Genomic DNA, 20,134 nt, shown 5'->3' with positions numbered 1-20,134 from the left:
GGCTGTTCATAATGCCGCTAGTGTACCATCTAGCCTTAAGAGATTTAACTAACAAAATCGTAAGGTTCGGACTGATGTCCTGAAACGGGTTCAACCCTCTGCAATGGCTTCGTACCGAAACGCGACAGTCCCTTGAAACACGTACAATTCGCCCGTTGAATTTTTTGACTGGTACAACTTCGTTCCTTTCGGCCAGTCGGTTGCTGTCCGGTCGGCAAGTGCTTCTTTTCCAGATAACTGTTTTTGGACGGTCGTAATGGAAACCAGATATTTTTTCACGATGGTCATATCTTTGCCGCTCCGTTTATAGACACGATCATGGATCCGGATTAAATCCGCTGATTGATCCTGGCAGGCTTCCTACGCAATGATGTCGGTCGTTGAGATCGTTTCGGTTTCCCGCGCACAGCCGGCAGTCAGACAAATGCTGCTCAGCAGGATGAAAATCAACTGTTTTTTCATTTCAGTCCTCCGTTTCGTTAGTCAGGCAGAAGAAGCTCTTTTATTTGGCGTTCGGTTGCAGTGAGAACAACTGGAGCAACCGCTCTATTGTCTCGTCAAACGATCGAACCGGTTCGTAACCGAGTGTCTTGATTTTGTCTGTTGCATAGGTCGGACGTTCCGCGACACGATCAGGGATTTGGTACGGTTTGCCGGAGGCTTCAACCAGCCGCATTCGGAAGTCCGTTTCCGGAATGTTGGTATCGACGGCGTGAAACACATCACCTGGTTTTCCACGTGTCAGGACGAGGAAAACCATCTCGGCAATGTTATCGGCATGGACCCAGTTGACGAGATCGTCCGGGTGGACCCAGGTCACACAATCCGCTTCCTGCATCCGTCTGACTTGCCGGTCGCCCCAGTGGGAATCCTGTTCGGCGCAAATGGCACCGGGGCGGAGAATCCGGACGTCCAAGCCGCGGGCGGCGTAATCGTTTAGAATCTGTTCCGACCGGATTTTTGTTTGGATATAGGGTGCCGGATGATCAACCGCGAGCGGCGACGACTCCGTCAAATGACCATCTGCCGGTTCCCCGTAAACGGATGTCGTCGAGATGTGAAGGACACGTGCTCCAGTATTTAACGCGACCGTTGCTAAATGAATGACACCTTCAACATTCGACTGGCGGGCAAGATTTTCATCATCACCGAGATAGGCGGCGCAATGGACGACCCAGTCGATCTGATCCATCGCTTTTTCAAGTGACGTTTGATTGGTCAAATCACCAAAAACCGGCGTGATCCCGAGTGATTCGAATTCGTTGAACCGCTCCGCCTGTCGTATCAATCCCCGGACTTCAAGCGCCTCTGACAATAATCGTTTTGCGATGCGCAGTCCAAGCGTCCCGGTGACACCGGTGACGAGAATCCGTTTTCCGGACAGTTCCATCTGATCAACCTTCTTTCTAAATTATTTCACCCGCTCAATCGTTGCGACGAGCGGTTTTTTGCCATTCCGGTATGCAAAGCGGATAATATCCCCCTTTTGGAGAACGGATAATTGATTCGTCCACCCGTCAATTGTTGTCTCGCCGTCCAGTGTGACTTCGGTCAAGGCATACTGTTCCTCCGGATTTTGGTCGTCCGGACCGAGCGAAAGCTGATTGCCGTTCAGTTCTTCGATCACGTATGCCTGATCGGAACAACCGGATAAACTGCCTACTATGAATAGACTCAACAGCATCAGCCAAATGATTCGGCGCATGTTTCCACCACACTTTCATTGGTAGGATTCAGAGATCAATCGGTTATGTTCATTGTAGGGATAGGAAACGAAATGCGAAAGTGAAATATGGATGAATTTAGTCAATTTAATAAAACGGATGGTAATATTAAGAAAAAAAGGAGGGGTGTCATGAATGCTTTTTCTAAAAAAGTACTGAGCCTTTTCGGCGTCATGGTCGTGATGTCCGGTCTGGTGGTTTTCCTGTATGTCCAGTCGATGGAACCGGACGAACCGGAAGCCGACCGTATGGTGCGCGAGACAAAATCATACATCGCAAAGCATTTTAAACAGGCAGAACTGCAAGGTGCCTTTTATGATGCCGCGGGGAAATACTCTGAGTTTGATTATGCCGTACAATTACAGGAGCCAAAAACCAATACGGAATTTTTCGTCTACATCGATCAGCAGACAAAGCAGGTCACGGATACGTACTTGTCTGAGCAGTGGTCACAGGAACTGACGGAACAGATTCGTCCGCTTGTTGAAAACATCTTCGGTACAGGGCCGGTGTACAGGGCCGTCTATTATCAGGACGATGTCCAACAGTTGAAATTGGACCCGACATCGTCAAGCAAATATCAAAAAGCAAAAATCCCGCCATTCATTACGATTACACTGCAACGGGACCGGTTACCGACGGAAGAGAAAAATCTGATGCGTCTGGCAACGGCTATAAAAAAACAGAAATTACTTCGGCACGGAAATCTGACCACGGAATACATCAATGAAAAAGGTGTTCTGCGGGAAGATGAAATCGGATTTAATACATACTTTTAACAAAAGAGCGGACGACCTGGAATGTCAGGTGATCCGCTCTTGTTCAGTTTCCAGTTACCAGGCTTTGAAGGTAAACGATTCCCATGAACAGAATCCAGACGCCGATCGGAATTTCTAGACTCATCAAAGCTTGCGTCAGCCGGTACGAAGTTCGTTTGTTTTGTAAGTAACGATCCGTCACGAAAAACAGGAGAGCGGCAGCCAGGCTGAGAATACCCGCGTAAGGATTCAGGAGCAGGAAAACCCCGGCTCCGAATGCCAGGTGCAGCACACCCGACACAACGAATTCCGCTTTTGGATGGTTGGTGATCCGTCGGCTGATGATTTCACTAATCAGTGACGTCATCCCGCCGTAAATCAGGATGAACGGAAAACTATACATCAGGTAAGCCGGAATACTGATGACAACACTTGATATATACTGCCCCATCGAATTATCAGGCAAGCTGGTCGGACCCGGAACAAACAGACCGAATAACATGGCGAAGATAGCGCCGGAGATGGAAGCCGCAATGATTTTCCGATAAATCATACGATCGGTCTCCCTTCTTGCTCCTGTACATGCTTCGCTTCCCGGACCGGAAACAACAAGCCGATTCCAATGATTAAAGCACAGCCGATAAAGATGGCTGGTAATCCGAGGGTCGCGACAAACGACATCGTTCCGAGAATGATTAAATCGAACGCGGAATCAACAAGATTAAGCAGCGAGAGTGTCGTCGCCCGGCTACCGGACGGGATGTGTTCGTTGATGATACCGGAGTAAAGCGGTTGTCGGATCGACCGCAGCATCCGCAGGACAAAAAACAGTACTAAGGCGATCCATAAGCTGTTAAACAGGAAACTCGCCAGTGAGACGGCAAGCAGTGTGATAATACCCGACAGTTGCATCAGTGTCGTCCGTTTGAAGCGGAGCAACAGCCAGGCGAGGTGCCGGGTGATCAGCATGCTGAGTAGAGCGGCGCTTGCGTACAAAACACCGAGCCATGCAACTGGAAGTCCGGCTCCCGTCACATACGGTTGCTCAAACTTTCCGAAAATGACGACAGATGGAATCAACACAATCGTGAAGTTGAGAAAAACTTTAATCAGATCCGGTGATCGGCGGATGATCTGCCAACCATTTTTGACATGGGTATACGGGTTGTCCCGGAACTGGTCAAAAGATTTAGGGTTGATCAGACTGAAAATCAACAGGAATTCGATGATTTTGAAGAGAATTCCGATGAGGATCAGAAATTGGAACTGACTTTCCGCCAAGTCCCGGACGAGAAAGGCGCCGATCAGGCTGGTAAAAATCGTGACGAAAAACATGACAGACGAGATCTTCGCCATGACCTGACTCATCGTCTTTTCCTGTCCACTTTCCTTTAAGGATTCGTAAATCAGAGCATCGTCTGAACCGGAAAAGAAGGACGTTGATAATCCCCACAGCAGTCCCTGAATCGAAAACCACCAAATGTCATCCGCAATCAGCAACAGACTGGTTGAGAAAATACTGATCAAGCTGCCGGTTAAAAACGACGCTTTTGGTCCGAAGCGGTCGGCAAAGGCACCGGTCGGGATTTCCGATACTAACGTCGCGGCACAATACATGAAGAGAATGATCAGAATGTCAGATGCCGACAAGCCGCGCTGGAAATAAAACAAGGTGATGACCGGATCGAGGAGATTGATCGTGCCGAACAAGGTGATGAAATAAAACACACGGACATTATGGGTAGCCAGATTATGATGATTTCGTTTGATGAACATGATATGTCCTAACTTGAACTGTAATGTTATTCTACACAATTATAATGATAATATATGGAATTTGAAAGGAATAATTAGGAGTTCAGAAAGGAATAGCGAAAGGAAACGAGAATACAACAGATAATCATAACAGAGGATCAAATCAGCCGCTGATTTGAAAGGGGGAGTCGACAATCGGTAACCAAATGACAAAGAGAAGGTGGTTTCTATGAACATTCAATTGCAAGCCTGTACGGCACAAGATGCCGATGAATTATTCGCGTTTGAACGTGATAACCGACGTTATTTCGAACAATCGATTCCGTCAAGAGGGGATGATTACTACGAACCGGAGACATTCCGGGAGCGACATGCCTCTCTCTTGCAGGAACAGCTGGACGGCAAATCGTTCTTTTTTTTGATTAAAAACGAAACCGGATCCATTCTCGGCCGAATCAACTTGGTGGACCGGCATCCGATCACCAAGCGGGCCGAGCTCGGTTACCGGATCGGGCGGTTGAACACGGGAAAAGGTATTGCGACACAAGCCGTCCGCTTGTTGATGGAATACTGTCCGGCACTTGATATTCAAGAAATCCAGGCCAAAACGACGGACGGAAACACCGCTTCGCAAATCATCTTGTCACGTAACGGATTCAAACGAGTCAATGAAGAGGAAACAGCGGAATTAAACGGTCAACAGGTGACGCTCATTCAGTTTAAACGAATCGTTTAAAATCGATTGAATCGAGGAGGATGTTTATGCTAACCCTGACATTAATCAATGCATCGAGTGTTATTTTGAGTGATACCGCACTGCGCCTTGTCTTGTTTGGTGAACTGTTGGTGCTCGTCCTTTTGTACTGGGCGTTCGCGCGATTCTCAAAACGCAGCCTTTGGATCGGTGGTCTTCTTTTAGTGATTGGATTTGCTGCACTCATTCCCGGCTATTTGTATGTCCAAAATTCGAATCCGCAAGACGCCGTCATTGACGTCGCGATTTTACTCTATTTCCCGCTCGAATTGATTGCGCTGGTGTTGGCGTTGCTCTCGCTCCGGAAACGTCCGGTGCGAAAGGCTGCGAAATAATTGAAAAAGCACCTTTAGAAAATGACTCCGGTATTCAAACCGTGAGTCATTTTTTAGGGGGGTTATGCGATTTTTTGAGGATTTTCTGCGAAATCCAAAAATACAGAGTCGCGGATGCACAAAAAAGCATAAGAAGAGACAACAGACCAGACAGCTCACTTGAGCGAATAGCTCCATCATGAAGCATTAAAAGAATGAGCAAGCCGATTAGAATGCCGGATACACCATATAGCAAAGCGACAGCCTTCCGGTGCTTAGGAAAGATTGAAATGAATCGTTTGTTCAGCCAGTCGACGAGGATTCCTGAAATGAAGATGATCGGAAACGAATAGATCGTGTAAATGACGAAAAGATCGAAAGATGAGAAATAGATGTCATCTCCTAAATCTTCGAAAAATGCATGAACGGATAAAACTAACGTCAACAGACCGGATGTGGCGATTGCGGTCAGAGCAGCTGATAATAATTTGTTCAACATACAGCACTCTCCTTTTTTCTGTTTCAGCTGATTTCATCGTTCCGTCCGCAATGGAATTCAATTGTCGGAATGTGTCCCGTCACGATGCCGTCTTTCGTATAGTAACCGCCGAGACTGATTTCATAGGTTTGATTGGCATCGATGCGCGTCGCTGTATAACCTTTTTGAATCCATTTTCCTTTCGTCCGGGATTCGGACGTGACCGAAACCGTATCCGAACAGAGATGACGTCCGGCACTTTGACTGTAGGCGGTCGTGATATCCGGTCGGACATTAATGTCACTTGCCGATTCCTCCTTGACCGCCTGTTTCTCGTTTGACGTCAAAGCAATCCTGAACGTACTCCGCTTTTCCGCGATTTTTCTGAATTCCTCGACCGGACGCCAGTCTTCATCCCGAAAGGCATAGATCGGGGCTAACTCCAGCTCACCATCCTGATGACTTTGATTCACGGATTCAATCACGATCTCGTATTGTTGATACCACTCATTTTTTTGCTCCGTCGTCGGTCCGTTTGTCTCAGCAATCGCGTCCGGCGACAACGGAACGAGCAGCGTAAGGGACAATAAAGCAGTAGATATTGTTTTTGTCATCGACATTCGTGTACTCCTTTTTCAGGCCATAATTTTTTGATACTGGATCAGCGTCGCGTTGGCAGTCAGCGGTTTCCGGACACCGGTTTCGACGTAACCCATCTTTTCGTACAACTGGCACGTTTTCGTTTCTTCAAAAAGACTCGACAGTTCCCAAGTCTCAGCCTGCGGATAACGGGCTTCCGCGAGCAGCATGGCTTGTTTGGCAAATCCGTTGCCTTGTGCATCCGGTGCTAGAAACAGCGGACTGATCCGGAAATGAACGTCTTCTTTCCAGCGAATACAGATCGCGCCGACGAGCTGTCCGTCCGCGATGATTTTTAGGAACATGCTCGTCGGATGATGAATCCGCGCGTAGACCCGGTCAATCGTTTCATTGGCAGGGTTCGTGTCGTAATCTTGATATTTCTTAAGCAAAGGACTGAACGCTGCGACTTGCAGTTCAAATAAAGCAAGAGCATCGCTGTCGGTTGCCGGTTCCAAATGAATCATCCTGATCCTCCTTTTTTGACGTAATGGAATTATTTTACCATAAGGTCATTCATATGGAATTATTTTTCCTATTTTATAGAGGGCTCTCCCTGTCTGAAAAAGACTATGGTATAGTAGATAAGTTAAAAAATACCATCTACCGATTTGAGGGGGGGAATGAGCATGACACGTCAAAAAAATATCGTCTATAACGTCTTATTGAACGAGGAACGGGATCAAGTGTTAATGGTCAAAAACATCGGACCGTCTTATTCGTATTACACGTTGCCCGGGGGAACAGTCGAAGCGGGGGAGACGTTACCGGAAGCAGCCGTCCGGGAAGCGAAGGAAGAAACCGGATATGACGTTGCGGTCGGGGAACTGTTACACGTCAGCGAAGCGTTTTTTCCGCAAGTCGATGAACATTGTCTGTTCTTCTTTTTCCAGTCGGAGATTCGCGGGGGCGAAATTGGCACGATTTTTCCGGATGAAATCGAAGAGATATCGTGGGTGACGATTGCCGACGCCGTTCAGTTCATGAATCTGTCGAAAGAATACGAACAGATTCTGACGACGCAACAGACGGTCCCGTATGTCTTCAACGGACAAATCACACACTGAGCGGAGGGGTAGGCATGAAGATTGTTGAAACAACGGATCTCGATACACTCGCCCGGCTGAATCGTTACGTCCATGAGCCGCACGTCGCGCAACAGCCGGACTTTTTTAAACCGTACGACTTTGCGACGGTCCGGGCGTTTTTTGCGAAAATGGTCGGGAAGGATCAACATCAGTTTTTAATTGCGGAACTGGACGGAGAAGCGATCGGCTACGTCTGGATCGAATATCTCCGGCGTCCGGAAAGTGCCTTCAACTTTGCCAATACCAAAGTCCGTGTCCATCATCTTTGTATTGTCGATGACAAACAGCAACAAGGGTTCGGCCGTCAGTTATTGCTTGAAGTCGAGCGACGGGCACTTGAACAAGGTATACATAAGATTGATCTCGATTACTGGATGAGCAACGACGGGGTCGACGTCTTTTACGAACGGCTCGGTTTTGAAAAGATGCGCCAAGTCGTCGCAAAATCGTTAAATTAAGAAAGAAGGAAGTACGAATGGATTATACAGACTTGAATTTCATTTTTGGTTTGCTGCGCATAGCAGTTCTCGTCATGGCGATCCCGTCAATGGTGTACGCGTTGTATCTGTTGCGGAAGATTGCTAATAAATAAGCGACACCTTGTTTCCTCGACGGAGACAAGGTGTTTTGTATTACATCGATTGAAAACAGGGTACTTAAATAATGAACGACGTCTCAGGAAAGCCTTGGAACTAGGAGGGATCAGATGTTATTTCTATTCATCGGTTATTACGATGCAGAAAAGATGAATCAGTCCTCGCAACAAGAGCTCGATGCCGTCATGGAACGGTGTAATCCACCGCTCGAAACGTTTTTTACGAAGCTCAACGTTCTGTATGAATGGCATCCGGGAGCCGAAACGAAACGGGCCCGGCTTCTCGACGGTCAGATTCAGCATCAGGACGGACCGGATCCGGACAAAACGGAACAGATCGGCAGTCTGATCGTGTTTGAAGCGGATGATTTGGAACGGGCGGTCGACTTGGCGTTACTTCATCCGACGACCCAGTTACCGGAAGCACAGAAGTACGGCTGGCGGATGGAAGTGCGGCCGCTGATTGACCCAAAAGAAGCCAAATAAACGGTTTTTTGAACATACAGCGCATCGAGGCGTTGTATGTTTTTGTGATTTTCGGGTATACCTGTTTCATAGCGGATTAATTGAAACCAGAAAGTCAGGTGAAGCAGACGTGTCGATCATTACCTTTGAAGACGTGCAGTACAAACACATACTCCGTGGCATCTCAGGTGCTTTTACGGAAGGAAAAATCACGACGCTCGTCGGACCAAGCGGTGCCGGTAAATCGACGTGCTTAAAACAAATCAACGGATTGATTTCCCCGGACAGCGGTCGGATTCGTTACCGTGGCGAGGACTTGGAACAGATGAACCTCGTCGAACTGCGGAAACAGATCGGAATGGCGTTTCAAAGTGCGCCGATGCTGCCGGGGTCCGTCATGGATAATCTCAGTTTGCCGAAAACAATTTTTCACGAGACTTTGGCACAGGACGAAGCGAAGCGTCTACTCGCACAAGTCGATCTCCATGTTGACTTGAAGCAGCCGGTCAAAGAGTTGTCGGGCGGTGAACGAAGCCGGCTCGCGATTGCCCGGACACTCGTTAATCAACCGGATGTCTTGTTACTCGACGAAATCACGGCCAGTCTTGATTTTCGGATGGTCAAGGAAATCGAACAGCTGATTCAGCGTCTGCAACGCGAGCTTCAGGTGACCGTCATCTGGATCACACATGATCTCGATCAGGCACGGCGGGTCAGTGAAGAAGTCTGGTTCTTAAAGGACGGTCAATTGCTCGAGCAGGGGGACGTCTCGTTGCTTGAACCGGACGGAACACGCCCGGACATCGAAGCGTTCTTGAAGGGGGAATCGTTATGAGTTACGTCCAACTGGCGACGTCGCTGATTTTCATTGCGATTCCGCTGATTCTTGCCTTTACACTGAAACTCGGTCTCGAAAAAGACATCCTGATTGCGACAGTCCGTTCCATCATTCAATTGCTGATCATCGGCTATATTCTGACGTTTGTTTTCGAGAGCGACAGTCCGATCTATATCCTGTTGATGATTCTGCTGATGATCGGAGCGGCGACGCTCAACGTCATCCGCAAGGGCGACGGGATTCCCGGGATCCAGTGGATTGTTCTTGCGACGCTGATTTCGGTCGAAGTGCTGACGATGGGGCTGATGCTCGGTCTAAACATCATTCCGTTTGAAGCCCAGCAAGTCATTCCAATCAGCGGGATGGTGATCGGGAACTGTATGATTCTGTCGCTGTTATTCTTGAACAAGTTTAAGGACGAGGTCGAACGCAGTGACGAAGTGATCGAATTGATTTTATCCCTCGGCGGTGATACGAAAACGGCAATTGATACCAGTCTAAAAAGTGCCATCCGGACGAGTATGATTCCGACGATCGAAGCGCAGAAGACGATGGGTTTGGTTCAACTGCCGGGCATGATGAGCGGTCTGATCATCGGCGGGGCCAATCCGATGGAAGCCGTCCTGTACCAATTGCTGATCTTATTCCTGTTGCTGACGACGGCAGCGACGTCGGCTGTCCTCGTTGGCTACATGTCGTACCGGAAATTGTTTAATCAGAAATCACAGTTCATCGGTCTGACGTACCGGAAGGACAAACAGAACTGATTTGAATTTTGAAACAGCCCCTGAGACGCTTAGCGGGTTGAAGAATTAAAGCAGTAACAAACAAGCCGTGCAACCACTCCCTTTTCGGGAATCGGTTGCACGGCTTGTTTTTGAAGGATTCCTTTCCATCGCGGTCTTTCTTTAAAAAGCAGGAAATCTTTAATGAACAGCGAATTCTGTCTACAGAGAACAAAACGGAAACGGGGCGTTCGAAATGCGAAAGACGGTACTGGCACTACTCTTATTAGGAATGATCGGCGGCATCGGTTGGTTTTTTCTTGAGCAGGAACAGGATGAGACGTTTGAACAAATCGTACGGGCCCGGGTGACGACACATGTCGCCGCGCAATATGGCAAAGAGACGATCATTGCGGTCAGGTCTGCCTATGACAAGACAGGTTCTTCGAAAGAAGCCCGGCATCAGGTCGCCGTTCAATTGAACACCGATCCGCGCGGTGAATACCAGGTCTTTCGACTGGTGAAACAACAGGTCGTTTTCGTCGGCCGGACCCGCTCGTTACCGGAACGGGAATAAGCTGAACGCGTCAGTTTTTCTGTGTTCGTAACCGGACGTAGGAGACAAGCGTCGGGACAGCGAGCGCCAAAGCGACAACCGTTGCGAGCAGGAGCGGCACGGAATCAAGCATTATGTACGAGACGAAGGCTGCTACAATCAAGCCGGTTCGAAGGACATTCAATCGAAATGGTGCAGTAGGAAGATCCTGATCAGGTACAATGTATGCCATCCGGTACTGGAAGTAGAAGTGGACCAACAGTCCGAGTTGAATGATCAGCAGAAAAGTCGAATCGGATTGTTCGAAAAAGATGGCGTAAATCGTCATCATCATGACGAGCAGATACAAACCAGTCGTGACAAGCAGACGTTTTTTCAATAGAGCATCCTCCTTTTTCTTATGTAAGTTGTTACTTTCTATACGTTCGTATTACCCAAGTGTTCCCAGGAATTTTCATTCAAATAAGTAATCATCCAATCATGAAGGGGGAAATCAAGATGTTTTACGGATTATGGACAAAGTTCACGACCCAACCCGGTGAGGGACACCGATTGGTGGAGGTACTGTTAGAAGCAGCAACGTCCTTACAAGATGTCTCAGATTGTGAGCAGTATATCGTCAGTACGACTGAAGAAGCTGATACCGTAATGGTCCGGGAAATTTGGACGGATCAAGCGGCGCATGCTGCGTCTTTGCAGTTGCCGGCGACCCGGCAATTGATTGAACAGGCGCGACCGATTCTGTTAAAGGTCGAGCGGTTGCTGGAAGATCAGCCGCACGGAGGCAAAGGACTGGCATAATTTTTACAAAAAGAGGGAATCATTATAGCCAGAACACGTATGATCGTCATGAGGTGAGAAGATGAACAAACAAGAACGGATCCAAACCATTCAAACCATCCGCAAGAGAACGAAGCCGGCCCGGATTCTATCGGCCGTCGTTACCGGCGGCGCCTTTTTAGCGGCTCATTTTTTTGACCAATCCATTTGGTCGATGCTGGTACTGATCTGTGCACTCGCGGTTTCCGGCGTGATGTTAGGTCGCGAAAGTTTTGAAATCAGCCGACTGTCAGATTCGACACGTGCCAAACGATTGATTCGACTCCGGTCCATCATGGGTTTTGGTATCATTTCACTCATGCTGCTCCTGATCGTCACGACTGAACTTAGAGATGATACGGACATGGCACTGCTATACGTGGCAGGATTCATGCTGATTGGAATCGTCATCGAAATCGTCCTCGAGTACCGAATCCATCGAGCCGATCCGGAACAGCCGATGAGCAAAGAATACCGCTGACTACATCCATTTGTTGAAAAAGCATCTGTAGCATTCGGGTGCTTTTTCTTGTGTTCAACTGACGGTATAAGCAGGCAAATCGCTTTCCTGTCCGGCTCTGGCATATGATAGGAACGACTCGTACAAAAGGAGGGCTTCTTATTCTTGCCATTATCATCGGATTAATCATCGGGATCCTCGTGCCCGTTCAAACGAGTGTCAACACACGCTTACGCGGCATCGTCGGCTCGCCGTTCCTTGCCTCTCTGCTCTCTTTCAGCATCGGGACGGTTTTTTTGATCGTCCTGACGCTGTTCGTGGAACAGAATTTCCGTCTGAATCCGGGTGTCTGGTCGGAACCCGCCTGGATTTGGATCGGCGGTGTGCTCGGTGTCATCTTTTTAACCGGAAACATTCTACTGTTCCCGCGAATCGGCGGTGTTCAGACCGTCATCATGCCGATTTTTGGACAGGTCTTGATGGGTCTGTTGATTGATAATTTCGGTTGGTTTTCGACCGCCGTCACTCCGGTTTCCCCAAGTCGTCTGCTCGGCGCCGGATTTGTCCTGCTCGGTGTCGTCGGTACCGTTGCGCTCGGTGACTGGCTCGCAAAACGCCGGCATCCGGAACAAGCGAAGCCTGTCGATCCGACGATTTACGGGTGGCGGATCATGGGTGTCGTCATGGGAATGATGAGTGCCGCCCAAGCCGCGATCAACGGGCATCTCGGAGTGGTGCTTGATTCCGCCATTAAAGCAGCATTGATTTCCTTTGTCGTCGGAACGGTGACCCTGTTGCTTGTCAATCTGATTGTCCGGACGAAGTGGCAGTTCGATCGGTCGCTCCCGACACCATGGTGGATTTGGATCGGCGGCTTGATCGGTGCTTTGTTCATCGCCGGCAATGCCGTCATCGTGCCGCTTGTCGGAGCGGGTGCTGCTGTCGTCATCGTCACCATCGGTCTGTTGACAGGCAGTCTGTTGATTGACCGGTTCGGTTTGTTTGGCGCAGCGAAAACGCCGGTCACCGGTGTTCAACTGGTCAGCCTCGGGCTGATGATTGTTGGTATCGTGCTGATCCGGCTCTAACTAAAAATGCTCCCTTCCGTCAGTGGAAGGGAGCATTTTTTAATCCAGTCCAATTTTGACGGTCGTCGGTTTCGGGAACGCTTCACTTGACGCATACATGACGAAAACAGACTGATCGTCCGGCACTTCATAAACAAAATCGATTTGCGAACGAAACGGAGGATAATACTGGAATCCATTTTTCCATGCTTTTTCGTTTCGATTGACGTAATCGATTTGTTCATACTCGGTTCCGTCCGGTGCTTGCAGCGTGAACGTATTCGGCCGGTAATTCACGGAACTTCCGTCATGATCGTAATACGTATCCTGAAAAATCAACGGCAACGTGACCAATTGGTAACCGCTCCGCGGTTTTAATTTCAACTCTTTCGGCGGATTCGGCAACATAGCGTCCACATGAAACACTGCTTTTTTCTGAAGCGGATCACCGGGATAGGTCTTGACGACACCTTTATTCATCATCTGTTTTACCGCTTGTTCTTCTTGATCCGTCAAAGCCTTTGCTACCGGAGGCAACTCGATTTTGACGGTGACCGTTCTCGGGAACGCACTATCCGATGCATACAGGACCAATACTTTTTCATCTTCCGGTACTTGATAGACGAGATCGACATGTGATTTTTTGCCCGAAAAATACTGATAACTGAATTTCCAGGCTTTTTCATTACGATTGACATAATCAATCGGCAAGTATTCCTTTCCGTCAGGAGCGGTCATCGCATAGGTACTTGGCCGATAAATAGACATGGCATTTTTAAATTCAGGATCAACATCTAGTTCCAACATCACCGGAACCGTCACAAAACGGTAACCCGGTTTTTCTTTTAAATCCAGTTCTTTTGGTGTCTCGATCAGCGGATCGACATAAAAGAACTGATTGTTGATCTGTTCGCCGCCCGGAGTCGTCTGCACCATACCTTTTTTCATCAACTTCTTGATTTTTTTATCGGTTTCCGACTGTGAAACGGCCGCTGTTTTCTTCGATTCATTTTGTTTTACATCAGCGATTTTCGCACCGGTCGTTTGAACGGCAGGCGGTTTATCCTGCGCCTGCTTTGGTGCTTGCGTGATATCTTCGTTTGAGGCAAACAGGAACAAGCTCGTAACACCGGCGACTAAGACGACGCCGATCGTGCCGAGCGTCAGTTTAAAGCGTCGTTCCGTCGCCTCGATATTGACGGCGACACTGCCGATTGCCGCATTCGGCGTAATCCGGACAGCCCGTTGCGCCGGCAACAGGGCACCGATGACCCCGGTCACAACCGGGATGAACAGCATCATGCTGAGGAACAACAGCTCATTGACCGGGAACTGGTTGTAGACGTATCCGATCATCGCGAGCGCAAGCAAGAGACCGATCACACCGGCGAACAACCCGGTCAGCATGCCTTCTGTCAGGACGAGCAGCCGGATCCAACCGTCGCGCCAACCGGTTGCTTTTAAGACGGCCAGTTGCGGTTTTCGCTCATTGACGTTTTGCCACATGATTTCCGTTGTTGTCAGAATCGCAATCAAGAGGGCGACCGCCATCGCGACGTAATGCTTCGTTCCGACTTCAAGCGCGACATATTCACCGAGCCAGGTCGCATATAAGACGCCTTTCAGTCGGAACGTCACGAACAGGAAGAAGATAAACAGACTGGTCGGCAGGGCAATTGCGACGATTGACAGCAATGTCCGTTGCCAGTAGGTGAACAGTTGATTGAGACTCATCCCGAAAATCGATTGCGACCGGACAAACCGGCGGCCTTTTGAGACTTCACCGGACCGCATGCTTTCAAACGGCCGGATGCGGCGGATCAGAGCCATCGGGACGAGCGTGCCGCCCCAATAAATCAACAGACCGGCGAGTCCGATCAAAAGGATCCGGCCGAGGGCGATCGGGTGATCCGTCGTCAGCCAGAACGAACCGAGAATCGTCCAGGAAATCAGGGCGACGAACGTTCCGAGCAGTGTCGCCTCTAAAAACAGCAGCTTCGACAGCTGACGCGGACGCCAGCCGAGTGACAGTAGAATCGCAAACTCTTTTTTACGGGCATAGAGCAAGATGACGTTTGAACTGAAGACATAAACGAGCGCGACCGCAATCACACTTGCGATGACGCCGCTCATCCCGACTTTTGCTTCCTGGAAAATCGCCATCGAGGAACCGAGTTTGATCCACGGTTGCTGGACCCATCCTAAAGCCGATTCATTTTTTAAGCCGGGCAGGTAGGTCAGGGCGAGCTGCGGCGAGGACCCGAGTGTAACATCAGTAATCAGTCCTGTCTTGTCTTCAATCTCTTGCGCGACCGCCTGTAATTTTTTTTCGCTCGTCGCATTCATGGCTTCGACCCCTTTGACGTTGACCCGGATGGCCGAGATGGCTTTGTCGCCACGGAGTTTGAACGCCGCATCGAGCGTCGTCAGCATCGACGGCGGTTTCGTCAGGAAGTCATACGGGTCATTCGTTGGCTTGACGTCACGGACGGGATTGACGGGCCGTTCGTCTTTGTCCATAACCCACTGGGCTTTCGCCGGGAAGTACGTTTCCATCGGCAGTTCCGTCAATGGATCCTTTGGAATGTTCAGCTTTTGTGGATCAAAGACACCGATGAAATTTAAAGTCATCTTCGGTACGGATTTAAAATTGATGGACGTATCTCCAAATGTCCGTGCTTTTCGGTACATCGTTCGTTTGGCCAATTGAATATCTTCCGGCACTTCCTGTGGTGTGATCTGATAGGCAAACGGCCATCGTGTAGCGAACGGACTCGCGAGCGCCTGGTATTCAACGGAGGAAGGCTTTAAGTACATCCAATCGAAGCTTCCGGTTGGTTTGGACGGAACCGTTCCTTTTAAGATGTCGTTGACCAGTTCTTCAGAGGTTTCGTTTGTCGTAATCTTGTAGACTTTCGCAGGTTGAAGCGGAAGCGTCTTCAGATACGATTTCCCGCCTTTTTTCATAATGTCCTGGACGGTCTCGGTCATCGAATCATTGACTAAGGACACATCGACTTTTTCGTAACGATACTTCCGGTAGGCATCGACGTATTCATGACTGTTTAAAATCAATGGGATCTTCCAGACATCGTTTCCGTTGTCTGTTGCGATATCGTCTTTTGTAAAGTATCGGCTATGTGTCGCTTTTTTCGTCGCTTGATCAAGACCGACAAGTTTTGCCTCTGCTTCCGGATCGATTCCGGCGAGCATCGTCGCACTGCCGAACTCCATCAGTGGTTGTTTTCCCAACTCTTGCGGCGAAAGATCCCGGTTTAAGCCATCACTTTCGGAAGGAGACCACCCGGCACCTAAAAAGTAGGAGTTTGTTTCCTTTTCCTGTTGTAAACCGGTATCCTGAACGTCTTGGATCGTAACTTTATAGATACCCGGCTCTTTGAAATCATACGTACCCAGTTGGGCATCTGCATAGTAATTCCCGATCATCGCAATCGGTGCCGCAACTTCAACATCCGTGATCTGTTTGATCATTTCATATTGTTTTCGCGTGATGCCGCCGTCGAGCCCGCTCATATAGTTCGGTTCAAGCAGCTTCAGGTCTTCCGTCACACTGCGGCTGTCCGGCGGTCGGACGACGATGTCGTAAGACGAGCCCCAGCGTTTTTGCAACTCGTCGACGACGGTGCCGTTGTTCGCCTGCGTCGTCCCGATCAGGTAACTGAGGCCGGTGCTGACGATCAGGACGCCGACGAGGAGCAGGATGAACCGCTCCTTGTTGCGCCACCAGGAATTCCAGATGAATTTCAGCATATACTTCCTCCTTTTTAAGGCACTTCAATTTTGACAGTCGTTGGTTTAAAGGCATCTCCCGAGGCATACATGACGTACGTCTTTTTCCCGCGCGGTACTTTAAAGACCAAGTCGACCTGCGAACGGAGCGGGGCAAAGTATTGACTGACCGCACGCCAGGCTTTTTCGTTCCGGTTGACGTAATCGACTGTCTCATAGACATGGCCATGCGTATCTTCGAGCGTAAATCGGTTCGGATTGTAGGTCGAAAAGCCCAGATTCGGCTCGGCTTCCTTGTCATGCAGGATGACGGGGACGGTCACGTATTGTTCGTTTTGCAATTTCGGCAGCTTCAGTTCCGCCGGCGGTTCTTTCAGCAGTGGTTCGACGTAGAAAAATTCACGCTTTGCTGCCTGATCGCCGGGGTAGGTTTTAACAAATCCCGGTTTCATCAGCCGGTCAATTCCAGTTAATTTCTTGTAGGATTTCGCTTTTTTCTTTGGTTTGATTGTAGGATCCGCTTTTTCGTCTTTGATTTTCGCACCGGTCGTCCGAACGGTCGGCGTCTTTTGGACAACCTGTTCAGTCGGCCGGATGACTTCTTCCGACGAGGCAAAGAAAAACAGCGAAGCAACACCCGCAACGAGAACCGTGCCGATCGAGCCGAGTGCGATTTTAAAGCGACGTTCCGTTGTTTTCGTGTTGACGGCGACACTGCCGATCGCGGCGTTTGGTGTAATCCGGACGGCCCGCTGCGCCGGCAGTAAGGCACCGAGAATACCGGTCACGACGGGAATCGCGAGCATCCCGCTGAGGAACAAAAGCTCCTTCGTCGGAAACTGATTGTAGACAAAACCAATCAGACCGAGGGCAACAAGGACGCCGACGATTCCGGAAAAGAAGCCCGTGAACAGACCTTCGCTGAGAACAAGCAAACGGATTTGCCGATCACGCCAACCGGTCGCCTTTAAAACGGCCAGTTGCGGTTTTCGTTCATTGACGTTTTGCCACATGATTTCTGTCGTCGTCAAAATGGCGATCAGGAGCGAGACCCCCATCGCGACGTAATGCATCGTCCCGACTTCAAGCGCCACATACTCGCCGAGCCAGGTCGCATACAAGACACCTTTCAAGCGGAACGTCACGAAGAGGAAGAAGATGAACAGACTGGTCGGCAGGGCGATCGCGACGACCGACAGCAACGTCCGTTGCCAGTATGTCACGAGTTGATTGAGACTCATTCCGAGCAGGGACTGCGACCGGACGAGCCGGCGTCCTTTCGAGACTTCTCCTGACCGCATGCTGTCATATGGTTGAATTCGGCGGATGAGCAGCATCGGGACGAGCGTTCCGCCCCAGTAGATCAACAGACCGGCGAGACCGATCAACAGGATCCGGCTGAGGGCAATCGGATGATCTGTCGTCAGCCAGAACGAACCGAGAATCGTCCAGGAAATCAGAGCGACGAACGTTCCGAGCAACGTCGCTTCGAAAAACAGCATTTTCGACAGTTGACGCGGACGCCAACCGAGTGACAGTAAAATTGCGAACTCTTGTTTACGGGCATACAGTAAAATGATGTTCGAACTGAAGACGTAGACGAGCGCGACTGCGATGACACTAGCGATGACGCCGCTCATCCCGACTTTGGCTTCCTGGAAGATCGCCATCGAGGAACCGATTTTGATCCACGGTTGCTGAATCCAGCCGAGTGCCGATTCGCCCTTCAAACCGGGCAGATAGGTGAGGGCGAGCTGGGGGGACGAACCGAGCGTCACATCGGTGATCAGTCCGGTCTTGTCCTCGATTTCCCGAGCGACGGCCTGGATTTTTTTCTCGCTCGCTTCATTCATCACGTCGACCCCTTTAACATTGACGCGGATGACCGAAATAGCTTTATCGCCGCGGAGCTTAAAGGCAGCGTCAAGCGTCGTCAGCAGGGACGGCGGTTTGGTCAGGAAATCATACGGGTCGTTGGCCGGTTTAACGGTCCGGGCCGGATTGACGGGGCGGTTATTTTTATCCATGACCCATTCGGCTTTCCCCGGGAAGTAGGTCTCCATCGGCAGTTCCGTCAACGGATCCTTCGCGATGGCCAGCTTTTTCGGATCAAAGACGCCGATATAGTTGAGTCGCATTCTCGGAAGGTCCTTGAAGTCTTTTGCGAATTCAATCGCTTCGCGGTACATCGTTTTCCGTGCGAGTTGGGCATCTTTTGCTGCTTCCTTCGGCTTGACCTGGTAGGTGAACGGCCAACGGTTCGGGAAAGGGCTTGTAATCGTCTGATAGTCGACCGCTGACGGTTTCAGGAACATCCAGTCGAAACTGCCCGGAGGCATCGAGGGCAGGGTGTGGTGTAAGACGTCATCAACCAGCTTTTGATGCGTGTCCTGGGTTGTCACTTTATATGTCTTGGTTTCATAGACGGGAAGTGTCCGCAGGAACGGTTCTCCGCCTTTTTTCATGATGGCTTTGACGGTTGCGTCCATCGAGTCGTCTACAACCGGGAATTCAACTTTTTCATAGCGGTATGTCTTAAAGGCATCGACATATTCCCGGCTGTTTAAAAGAATCGGAATCTGGCTGACGTCCTCGCCGAGATCCACTACCGTATCGTCTTTTGTGAAGTAGTGGCTGTATGTTTCTTTTTTGGTCGCCTGATCGAGTCCGACGAGTCGGGCTTCCGCTTCCGGGTCAATGCCGGCAAGCATCGTCGCGCTGCCGAACGGGAAGAGCGGTTGTTCTCCAAGCTCCTGCATCATGATATCGCGGTTCATTCCGTCATTCCCCGACGGATTCCAACCGGCTGCGAGGAAAAATGAATAGGGAGACTTCTCGATTTTCAGTCCGGTGTCCTGTTGGTCGACCATCGACACTTTATATACACCTTCCTCGTCAAATGTGTACGTGCCGACTTCGGAAAAGATGTTGCTGTTGCCGATCATCGCAATCGGAGCCGCGACTTCAACATCCGTGATCTGTTTGATCGTTTCGTATTGTTTTCGCGTGATGCCGCCATCGAGCCCGCTCATGTAGTTCGGCTCAAGCAGTTTCAGGTCTTCCGTCACACTGCGGCTGCCGGGCGGCCGGACGACGATGTCGTAAGATGAGCCCCAACGTTTTTGCAACTCTTCGACGACGGTGCCGTTGTTTGCCTGCGTCGTCCCGATCAGGTAACTGAGGCCGGTGCTGACGATCAGGACGCCGACAAGGAGCAGGATAAACCGCTCCTTGTTACGCCACCAGGAATTCCAGATGAATTTAAGCATCGGCCGTTCCTCCGATCATCCTTTGGCTATAAAAAAACGAAACAACAGGTTCAATAAATGATGGTTCATTCATTCGGATG

The 20,134-nt window shown here is 49.7% G+C and carries 23 protein-coding genes; 12 read left to right on the top strand and 11 right to left on the bottom strand.

Annotated features, from left to right (window positions below; genetic code table 11):
* Positions 1-90 precede the first annotated feature (90 nt).
* The 3 genes from KNP91_RS15715 to KNP91_RS06930 form a co-directional block, all read right to left on the bottom strand.
* On the bottom strand, positions 91-288 hold the full coding sequence (locus tag KNP91_RS15715; RefSeq protein WP_251135919.1) for a hypothetical protein: 198 nt from the start codon (positions 286-288) through the stop codon (positions 91-93).
* Between the two features lie 214 nt (positions 289-502).
* On the bottom strand, positions 503-1,390 hold the full coding sequence (locus KNP91_RS06935; protein ID WP_214849327.1) for an NAD-dependent epimerase/dehydratase family protein: 888 nt from the start codon (positions 1,388-1,390) through the stop codon (positions 503-505).
* 21 nt (positions 1,391-1,411) lie between these two features.
* Positions 1,412-1,705 (bottom strand): hypothetical protein, encoded by a 294-nt coding sequence (locus tag KNP91_RS06930; RefSeq protein ID WP_214849326.1) that lies wholly within the window; start codon positions 1,703-1,705, stop codon positions 1,412-1,414.
* Between the two features lie 150 nt (positions 1,706-1,855).
* Here KNP91_RS06930 and KNP91_RS06925 point away from each other — a divergent pair, with 150 nt between their 5' ends.
* On the top strand, positions 1,856-2,503 hold the full coding sequence (locus KNP91_RS06925) for a hypothetical protein (RefSeq protein ID WP_214849325.1): 648 nt from the start codon (positions 1,856-1,858) through the stop codon (positions 2,501-2,503).
* A gap of 43 nt (positions 2,504-2,546) precedes the next feature.
* On the opposite strand, the gene KNP91_RS06920 is transcribed toward KNP91_RS06925, so the two are convergent.
* Positions 2,547-3,035, bottom strand: a complete 489-nt coding sequence (locus KNP91_RS06920; RefSeq protein ID WP_214764822.1) for a hypothetical protein — start codon at positions 3,033-3,035, stop codon at positions 2,547-2,549.
* Entirely contained in the window at positions 3,032-4,258 is a 1,227-nt protein-coding gene (locus tag KNP91_RS06915) for an MFS transporter (RefSeq protein ID WP_214849324.1), read from the bottom strand. Before KNP91_RS06915 ends, KNP91_RS06920 begins: the two co-directional genes overlap by 4 nt.
* A 208-nt stretch (positions 4,259-4,466) precedes the next feature.
* Here KNP91_RS06915 and KNP91_RS06910 point away from each other — a divergent pair, with 208 nt between their 5' ends.
* Together KNP91_RS06910 and KNP91_RS06905 are read left to right on the top strand one after the other, a co-directional pair.
* Entirely contained in the window at positions 4,467-4,973 is a 507-nt protein-coding gene (locus KNP91_RS06910; RefSeq protein ID WP_214849322.1) for a GNAT family N-acetyltransferase, read from the top strand.
* Positions 4,974-4,999: 26 nt separating this feature from the next.
* Positions 5,000-5,326 (top strand): hypothetical protein, encoded by a 327-nt coding sequence (locus KNP91_RS06905; RefSeq protein ID WP_012370366.1) that lies wholly within the window; start codon positions 5,000-5,002, stop codon positions 5,324-5,326.
* Between the two features lie 46 nt (positions 5,327-5,372).
* Here KNP91_RS06905 and KNP91_RS06900 read toward each other — a convergent pair whose 3' ends face one another.
* From KNP91_RS06900 to KNP91_RS06890, 3 genes are read right to left on the bottom strand one after another with little or no spacing between them, the layout of a single operon-like run.
* Positions 5,373-5,804, bottom strand: coding sequence for a hypothetical protein (locus tag KNP91_RS06900; protein WP_012370367.1), 432 nt, complete (start codon positions 5,802-5,804; stop codon positions 5,373-5,375).
* 23 nt (positions 5,805-5,827) lie between these two features.
* On the bottom strand, positions 5,828-6,403 hold the full coding sequence (locus KNP91_RS06895) for a hypothetical protein (RefSeq protein WP_214849321.1): 576 nt from the start codon (positions 6,401-6,403) through the stop codon (positions 5,828-5,830).
* Positions 6,404-6,418: 15 nt separating this feature from the next.
* On the bottom strand, positions 6,419-6,889 hold the full coding sequence (locus tag KNP91_RS06890; protein WP_214849319.1) for a GNAT family N-acetyltransferase: 471 nt from the start codon (positions 6,887-6,889) through the stop codon (positions 6,419-6,421).
* A 162-nt stretch (positions 6,890-7,051) separates the two neighbouring features.
* Between KNP91_RS06890 and KNP91_RS06885 the strand changes: the two genes are divergently transcribed.
* The 6 genes from KNP91_RS06885 to KNP91_RS06860 all read left to right on the top strand — a co-directional run bounded on the left by KNP91_RS06885 (position 7,052) and on the right by KNP91_RS06860 (position 10,710).
* On the top strand, positions 7,052-7,489 hold the full coding sequence (locus tag KNP91_RS06885) for an NUDIX domain-containing protein (protein ID WP_012370370.1): 438 nt from the start codon (positions 7,052-7,054) through the stop codon (positions 7,487-7,489).
* Between the two features lie 14 nt (positions 7,490-7,503).
* Positions 7,504-7,968 (top strand): GNAT family N-acetyltransferase, encoded by a 465-nt coding sequence (locus KNP91_RS06880; protein WP_012370371.1) that lies wholly within the window; start codon positions 7,504-7,506, stop codon positions 7,966-7,968.
* Positions 7,969-8,216: 248 nt separating this feature from the next.
* Positions 8,217-8,591, top strand: coding sequence for a YciI family protein (locus KNP91_RS06875; protein ID WP_012370373.1), 375 nt, complete (start codon positions 8,217-8,219; stop codon positions 8,589-8,591).
* 109 nt (positions 8,592-8,700) lie between these two features.
* Positions 8,701-9,405, top strand: coding sequence for an ABC transporter ATP-binding protein (locus KNP91_RS06870; protein WP_012370374.1), 705 nt, complete (start codon positions 8,701-8,703; stop codon positions 9,403-9,405).
* Complete coding sequence (locus KNP91_RS06865) at positions 9,402-10,175, top strand: ABC transporter permease (RefSeq protein ID WP_012370375.1); 774 nt, start codon at positions 9,402-9,404, stop codon at positions 10,173-10,175. The genes KNP91_RS06870 and KNP91_RS06865 overlap by 4 nt, the downstream gene beginning before the upstream one ends.
* Positions 10,176-10,389: 214 nt before the next feature.
* Complete coding sequence (locus KNP91_RS06860) at positions 10,390-10,710, top strand: hypothetical protein (RefSeq protein WP_214849317.1); 321 nt, start codon at positions 10,390-10,392, stop codon at positions 10,708-10,710.
* Positions 10,711-10,720: 10 nt separating this feature from the next.
* On the opposite strand, the gene KNP91_RS06855 is transcribed toward KNP91_RS06860, so the two are convergent.
* Positions 10,721-11,068 (bottom strand): hypothetical protein, encoded by a 348-nt coding sequence (locus tag KNP91_RS06855; RefSeq protein WP_012370377.1) that lies wholly within the window; start codon positions 11,066-11,068, stop codon positions 10,721-10,723.
* A gap of 119 nt (positions 11,069-11,187) precedes the next feature.
* Between KNP91_RS06855 and KNP91_RS06850 the strand changes: the two genes are divergently transcribed.
* From KNP91_RS06850 to KNP91_RS06840, 3 genes are all read left to right on the top strand, one after another.
* Positions 11,188-11,490 carry a putative quinol monooxygenase gene (locus tag KNP91_RS06850; RefSeq protein ID WP_012370378.1) on the top strand — a complete coding sequence of 101 codons (303 nt, stop codon included), beginning with the start codon at positions 11,188-11,190 and terminating at the stop codon, positions 11,488-11,490.
* Positions 11,491-11,551: 61 nt separating this feature from the next.
* Complete coding sequence (locus KNP91_RS06845) at positions 11,552-11,989, top strand: hypothetical protein (protein ID WP_214849315.1); 438 nt, start codon at positions 11,552-11,554, stop codon at positions 11,987-11,989.
* 104 nt (positions 11,990-12,093) lie between these two features.
* A complete protein-coding gene (locus tag KNP91_RS06840) occupies positions 12,094-13,056 on the top strand; it encodes a DMT family transporter (RefSeq protein WP_012370380.1) in 963 nt (320 codons plus the stop codon).
* A 39-nt stretch (positions 13,057-13,095) separates the two neighbouring features.
* Here the strand turns inward: KNP91_RS06840 and KNP91_RS06835 are convergent, their stop codons facing one another.
* Together KNP91_RS06835 and KNP91_RS06830 are read right to left on the bottom strand one after the other, a co-directional pair.
* Positions 13,096-16,806 (bottom strand): ABC transporter permease, encoded by a 3,711-nt coding sequence (locus KNP91_RS06835; protein ID WP_214849313.1) that lies wholly within the window; start codon positions 16,804-16,806, stop codon positions 13,096-13,098.
* 14 nt (positions 16,807-16,820) lie between these two features.
* Entirely contained in the window at positions 16,821-20,054 is a 3,234-nt protein-coding gene (locus KNP91_RS06830; RefSeq protein WP_214849311.1) for an ABC transporter permease, read from the bottom strand.
* Between the last annotated feature and the right edge of the window lie 80 nt (positions 20,055-20,134).

The sequence above is a fragment of the Exiguobacterium sp. s138 genome (assembly GCF_018618775.1).
Taxonomy (GTDB): domain Bacteria; phylum Bacillota; class Bacilli; order Exiguobacteriales; family Exiguobacteriaceae; genus Exiguobacterium_A; species Exiguobacterium_A artemiae.
The sequence above is the reverse complement of the archived record's forward strand: the minus strand, read 5'-3'. Positions and strand labels throughout refer to the sequence as shown.

Coding starts and splice junctions, on each gene's coding strand:
- KNP91_RS15715 (WP_251135919.1), bottom strand. CDS start 288: ATGACCATCGTGAAAAAATATCTGGTTTCCATTACGACCGTCCAAAAA.
- KNP91_RS06935 (WP_214849327.1), bottom strand. CDS start 1,390: ATGGAACTGTCCGGAAAACGGATTCTCGTCACCGGTGTCACCGGGACG.
- KNP91_RS06930 (WP_214849326.1), bottom strand. CDS start 1,705: ATGCGCCGAATCATTTGGCTGATGCTGTTGAGTCTATTCATAGTAGGC.
- KNP91_RS06925 (WP_214849325.1), top strand. CDS start 1,856: ATGAATGCTTTTTCTAAAAAAGTACTGAGCCTTTTCGGCGTCATGGTC.
- KNP91_RS06920 (WP_214764822.1), bottom strand. CDS start 3,035: ATGATTTATCGGAAAATCATTGCGGCTTCCATCTCCGGCGCTATCTTC.
- KNP91_RS06915 (WP_214849324.1), bottom strand. CDS start 4,258: ATGTTCATCAAACGAAATCATCATAATCTGGCTACCCATAATGTCCGT.
- KNP91_RS06910 (WP_214849322.1), top strand. CDS start 4,467: ATGAACATTCAATTGCAAGCCTGTACGGCACAAGATGCCGATGAATTA.
- KNP91_RS06905 (WP_012370366.1), top strand. CDS start 5,000: ATGCTAACCCTGACATTAATCAATGCATCGAGTGTTATTTTGAGTGAT.
- KNP91_RS06900 (WP_012370367.1), bottom strand. CDS start 5,804: ATGTTGAACAAATTATTATCAGCTGCTCTGACCGCAATCGCCACATCC.
- KNP91_RS06895 (WP_214849321.1), bottom strand. CDS start 6,403: ATGTCGATGACAAAAACAATATCTACTGCTTTATTGTCCCTTACGCTG.
- KNP91_RS06890 (WP_214849319.1), bottom strand. CDS start 6,889: ATGATTCATTTGGAACCGGCAACCGACAGCGATGCTCTTGCTTTATTT.
- KNP91_RS06885 (WP_012370370.1), top strand. CDS start 7,052: ATGACACGTCAAAAAAATATCGTCTATAACGTCTTATTGAACGAGGAA.
- KNP91_RS06880 (WP_012370371.1), top strand. CDS start 7,504: ATGAAGATTGTTGAAACAACGGATCTCGATACACTCGCCCGGCTGAAT.
- KNP91_RS06875 (WP_012370373.1), top strand. CDS start 8,217: ATGTTATTTCTATTCATCGGTTATTACGATGCAGAAAAGATGAATCAG.
- KNP91_RS06865 (WP_012370375.1), top strand. CDS start 9,402: ATGAGTTACGTCCAACTGGCGACGTCGCTGATTTTCATTGCGATTCCG.
- KNP91_RS06860 (WP_214849317.1), top strand. CDS start 10,390: ATGCGAAAGACGGTACTGGCACTACTCTTATTAGGAATGATCGGCGGC.
- KNP91_RS06850 (WP_012370378.1), top strand. CDS start 11,188: ATGTTTTACGGATTATGGACAAAGTTCACGACCCAACCCGGTGAGGGA.
- KNP91_RS06845 (WP_214849315.1), top strand. CDS start 11,552: ATGAACAAACAAGAACGGATCCAAACCATTCAAACCATCCGCAAGAGA.
- KNP91_RS06840 (WP_012370380.1), top strand. CDS start 12,094: ATGATAGGAACGACTCGTACAAAAGGAGGGCTTCTTATTCTTGCCATT.
- KNP91_RS06835 (WP_214849313.1), bottom strand. CDS start 16,806: ATGCTGAAATTCATCTGGAATTCCTGGTGGCGCAACAAGGAGCGGTTC.
- KNP91_RS06830 (WP_214849311.1), bottom strand. CDS start 20,054: ATGCTTAAATTCATCTGGAATTCCTGGTGGCGTAACAAGGAGCGGTTT.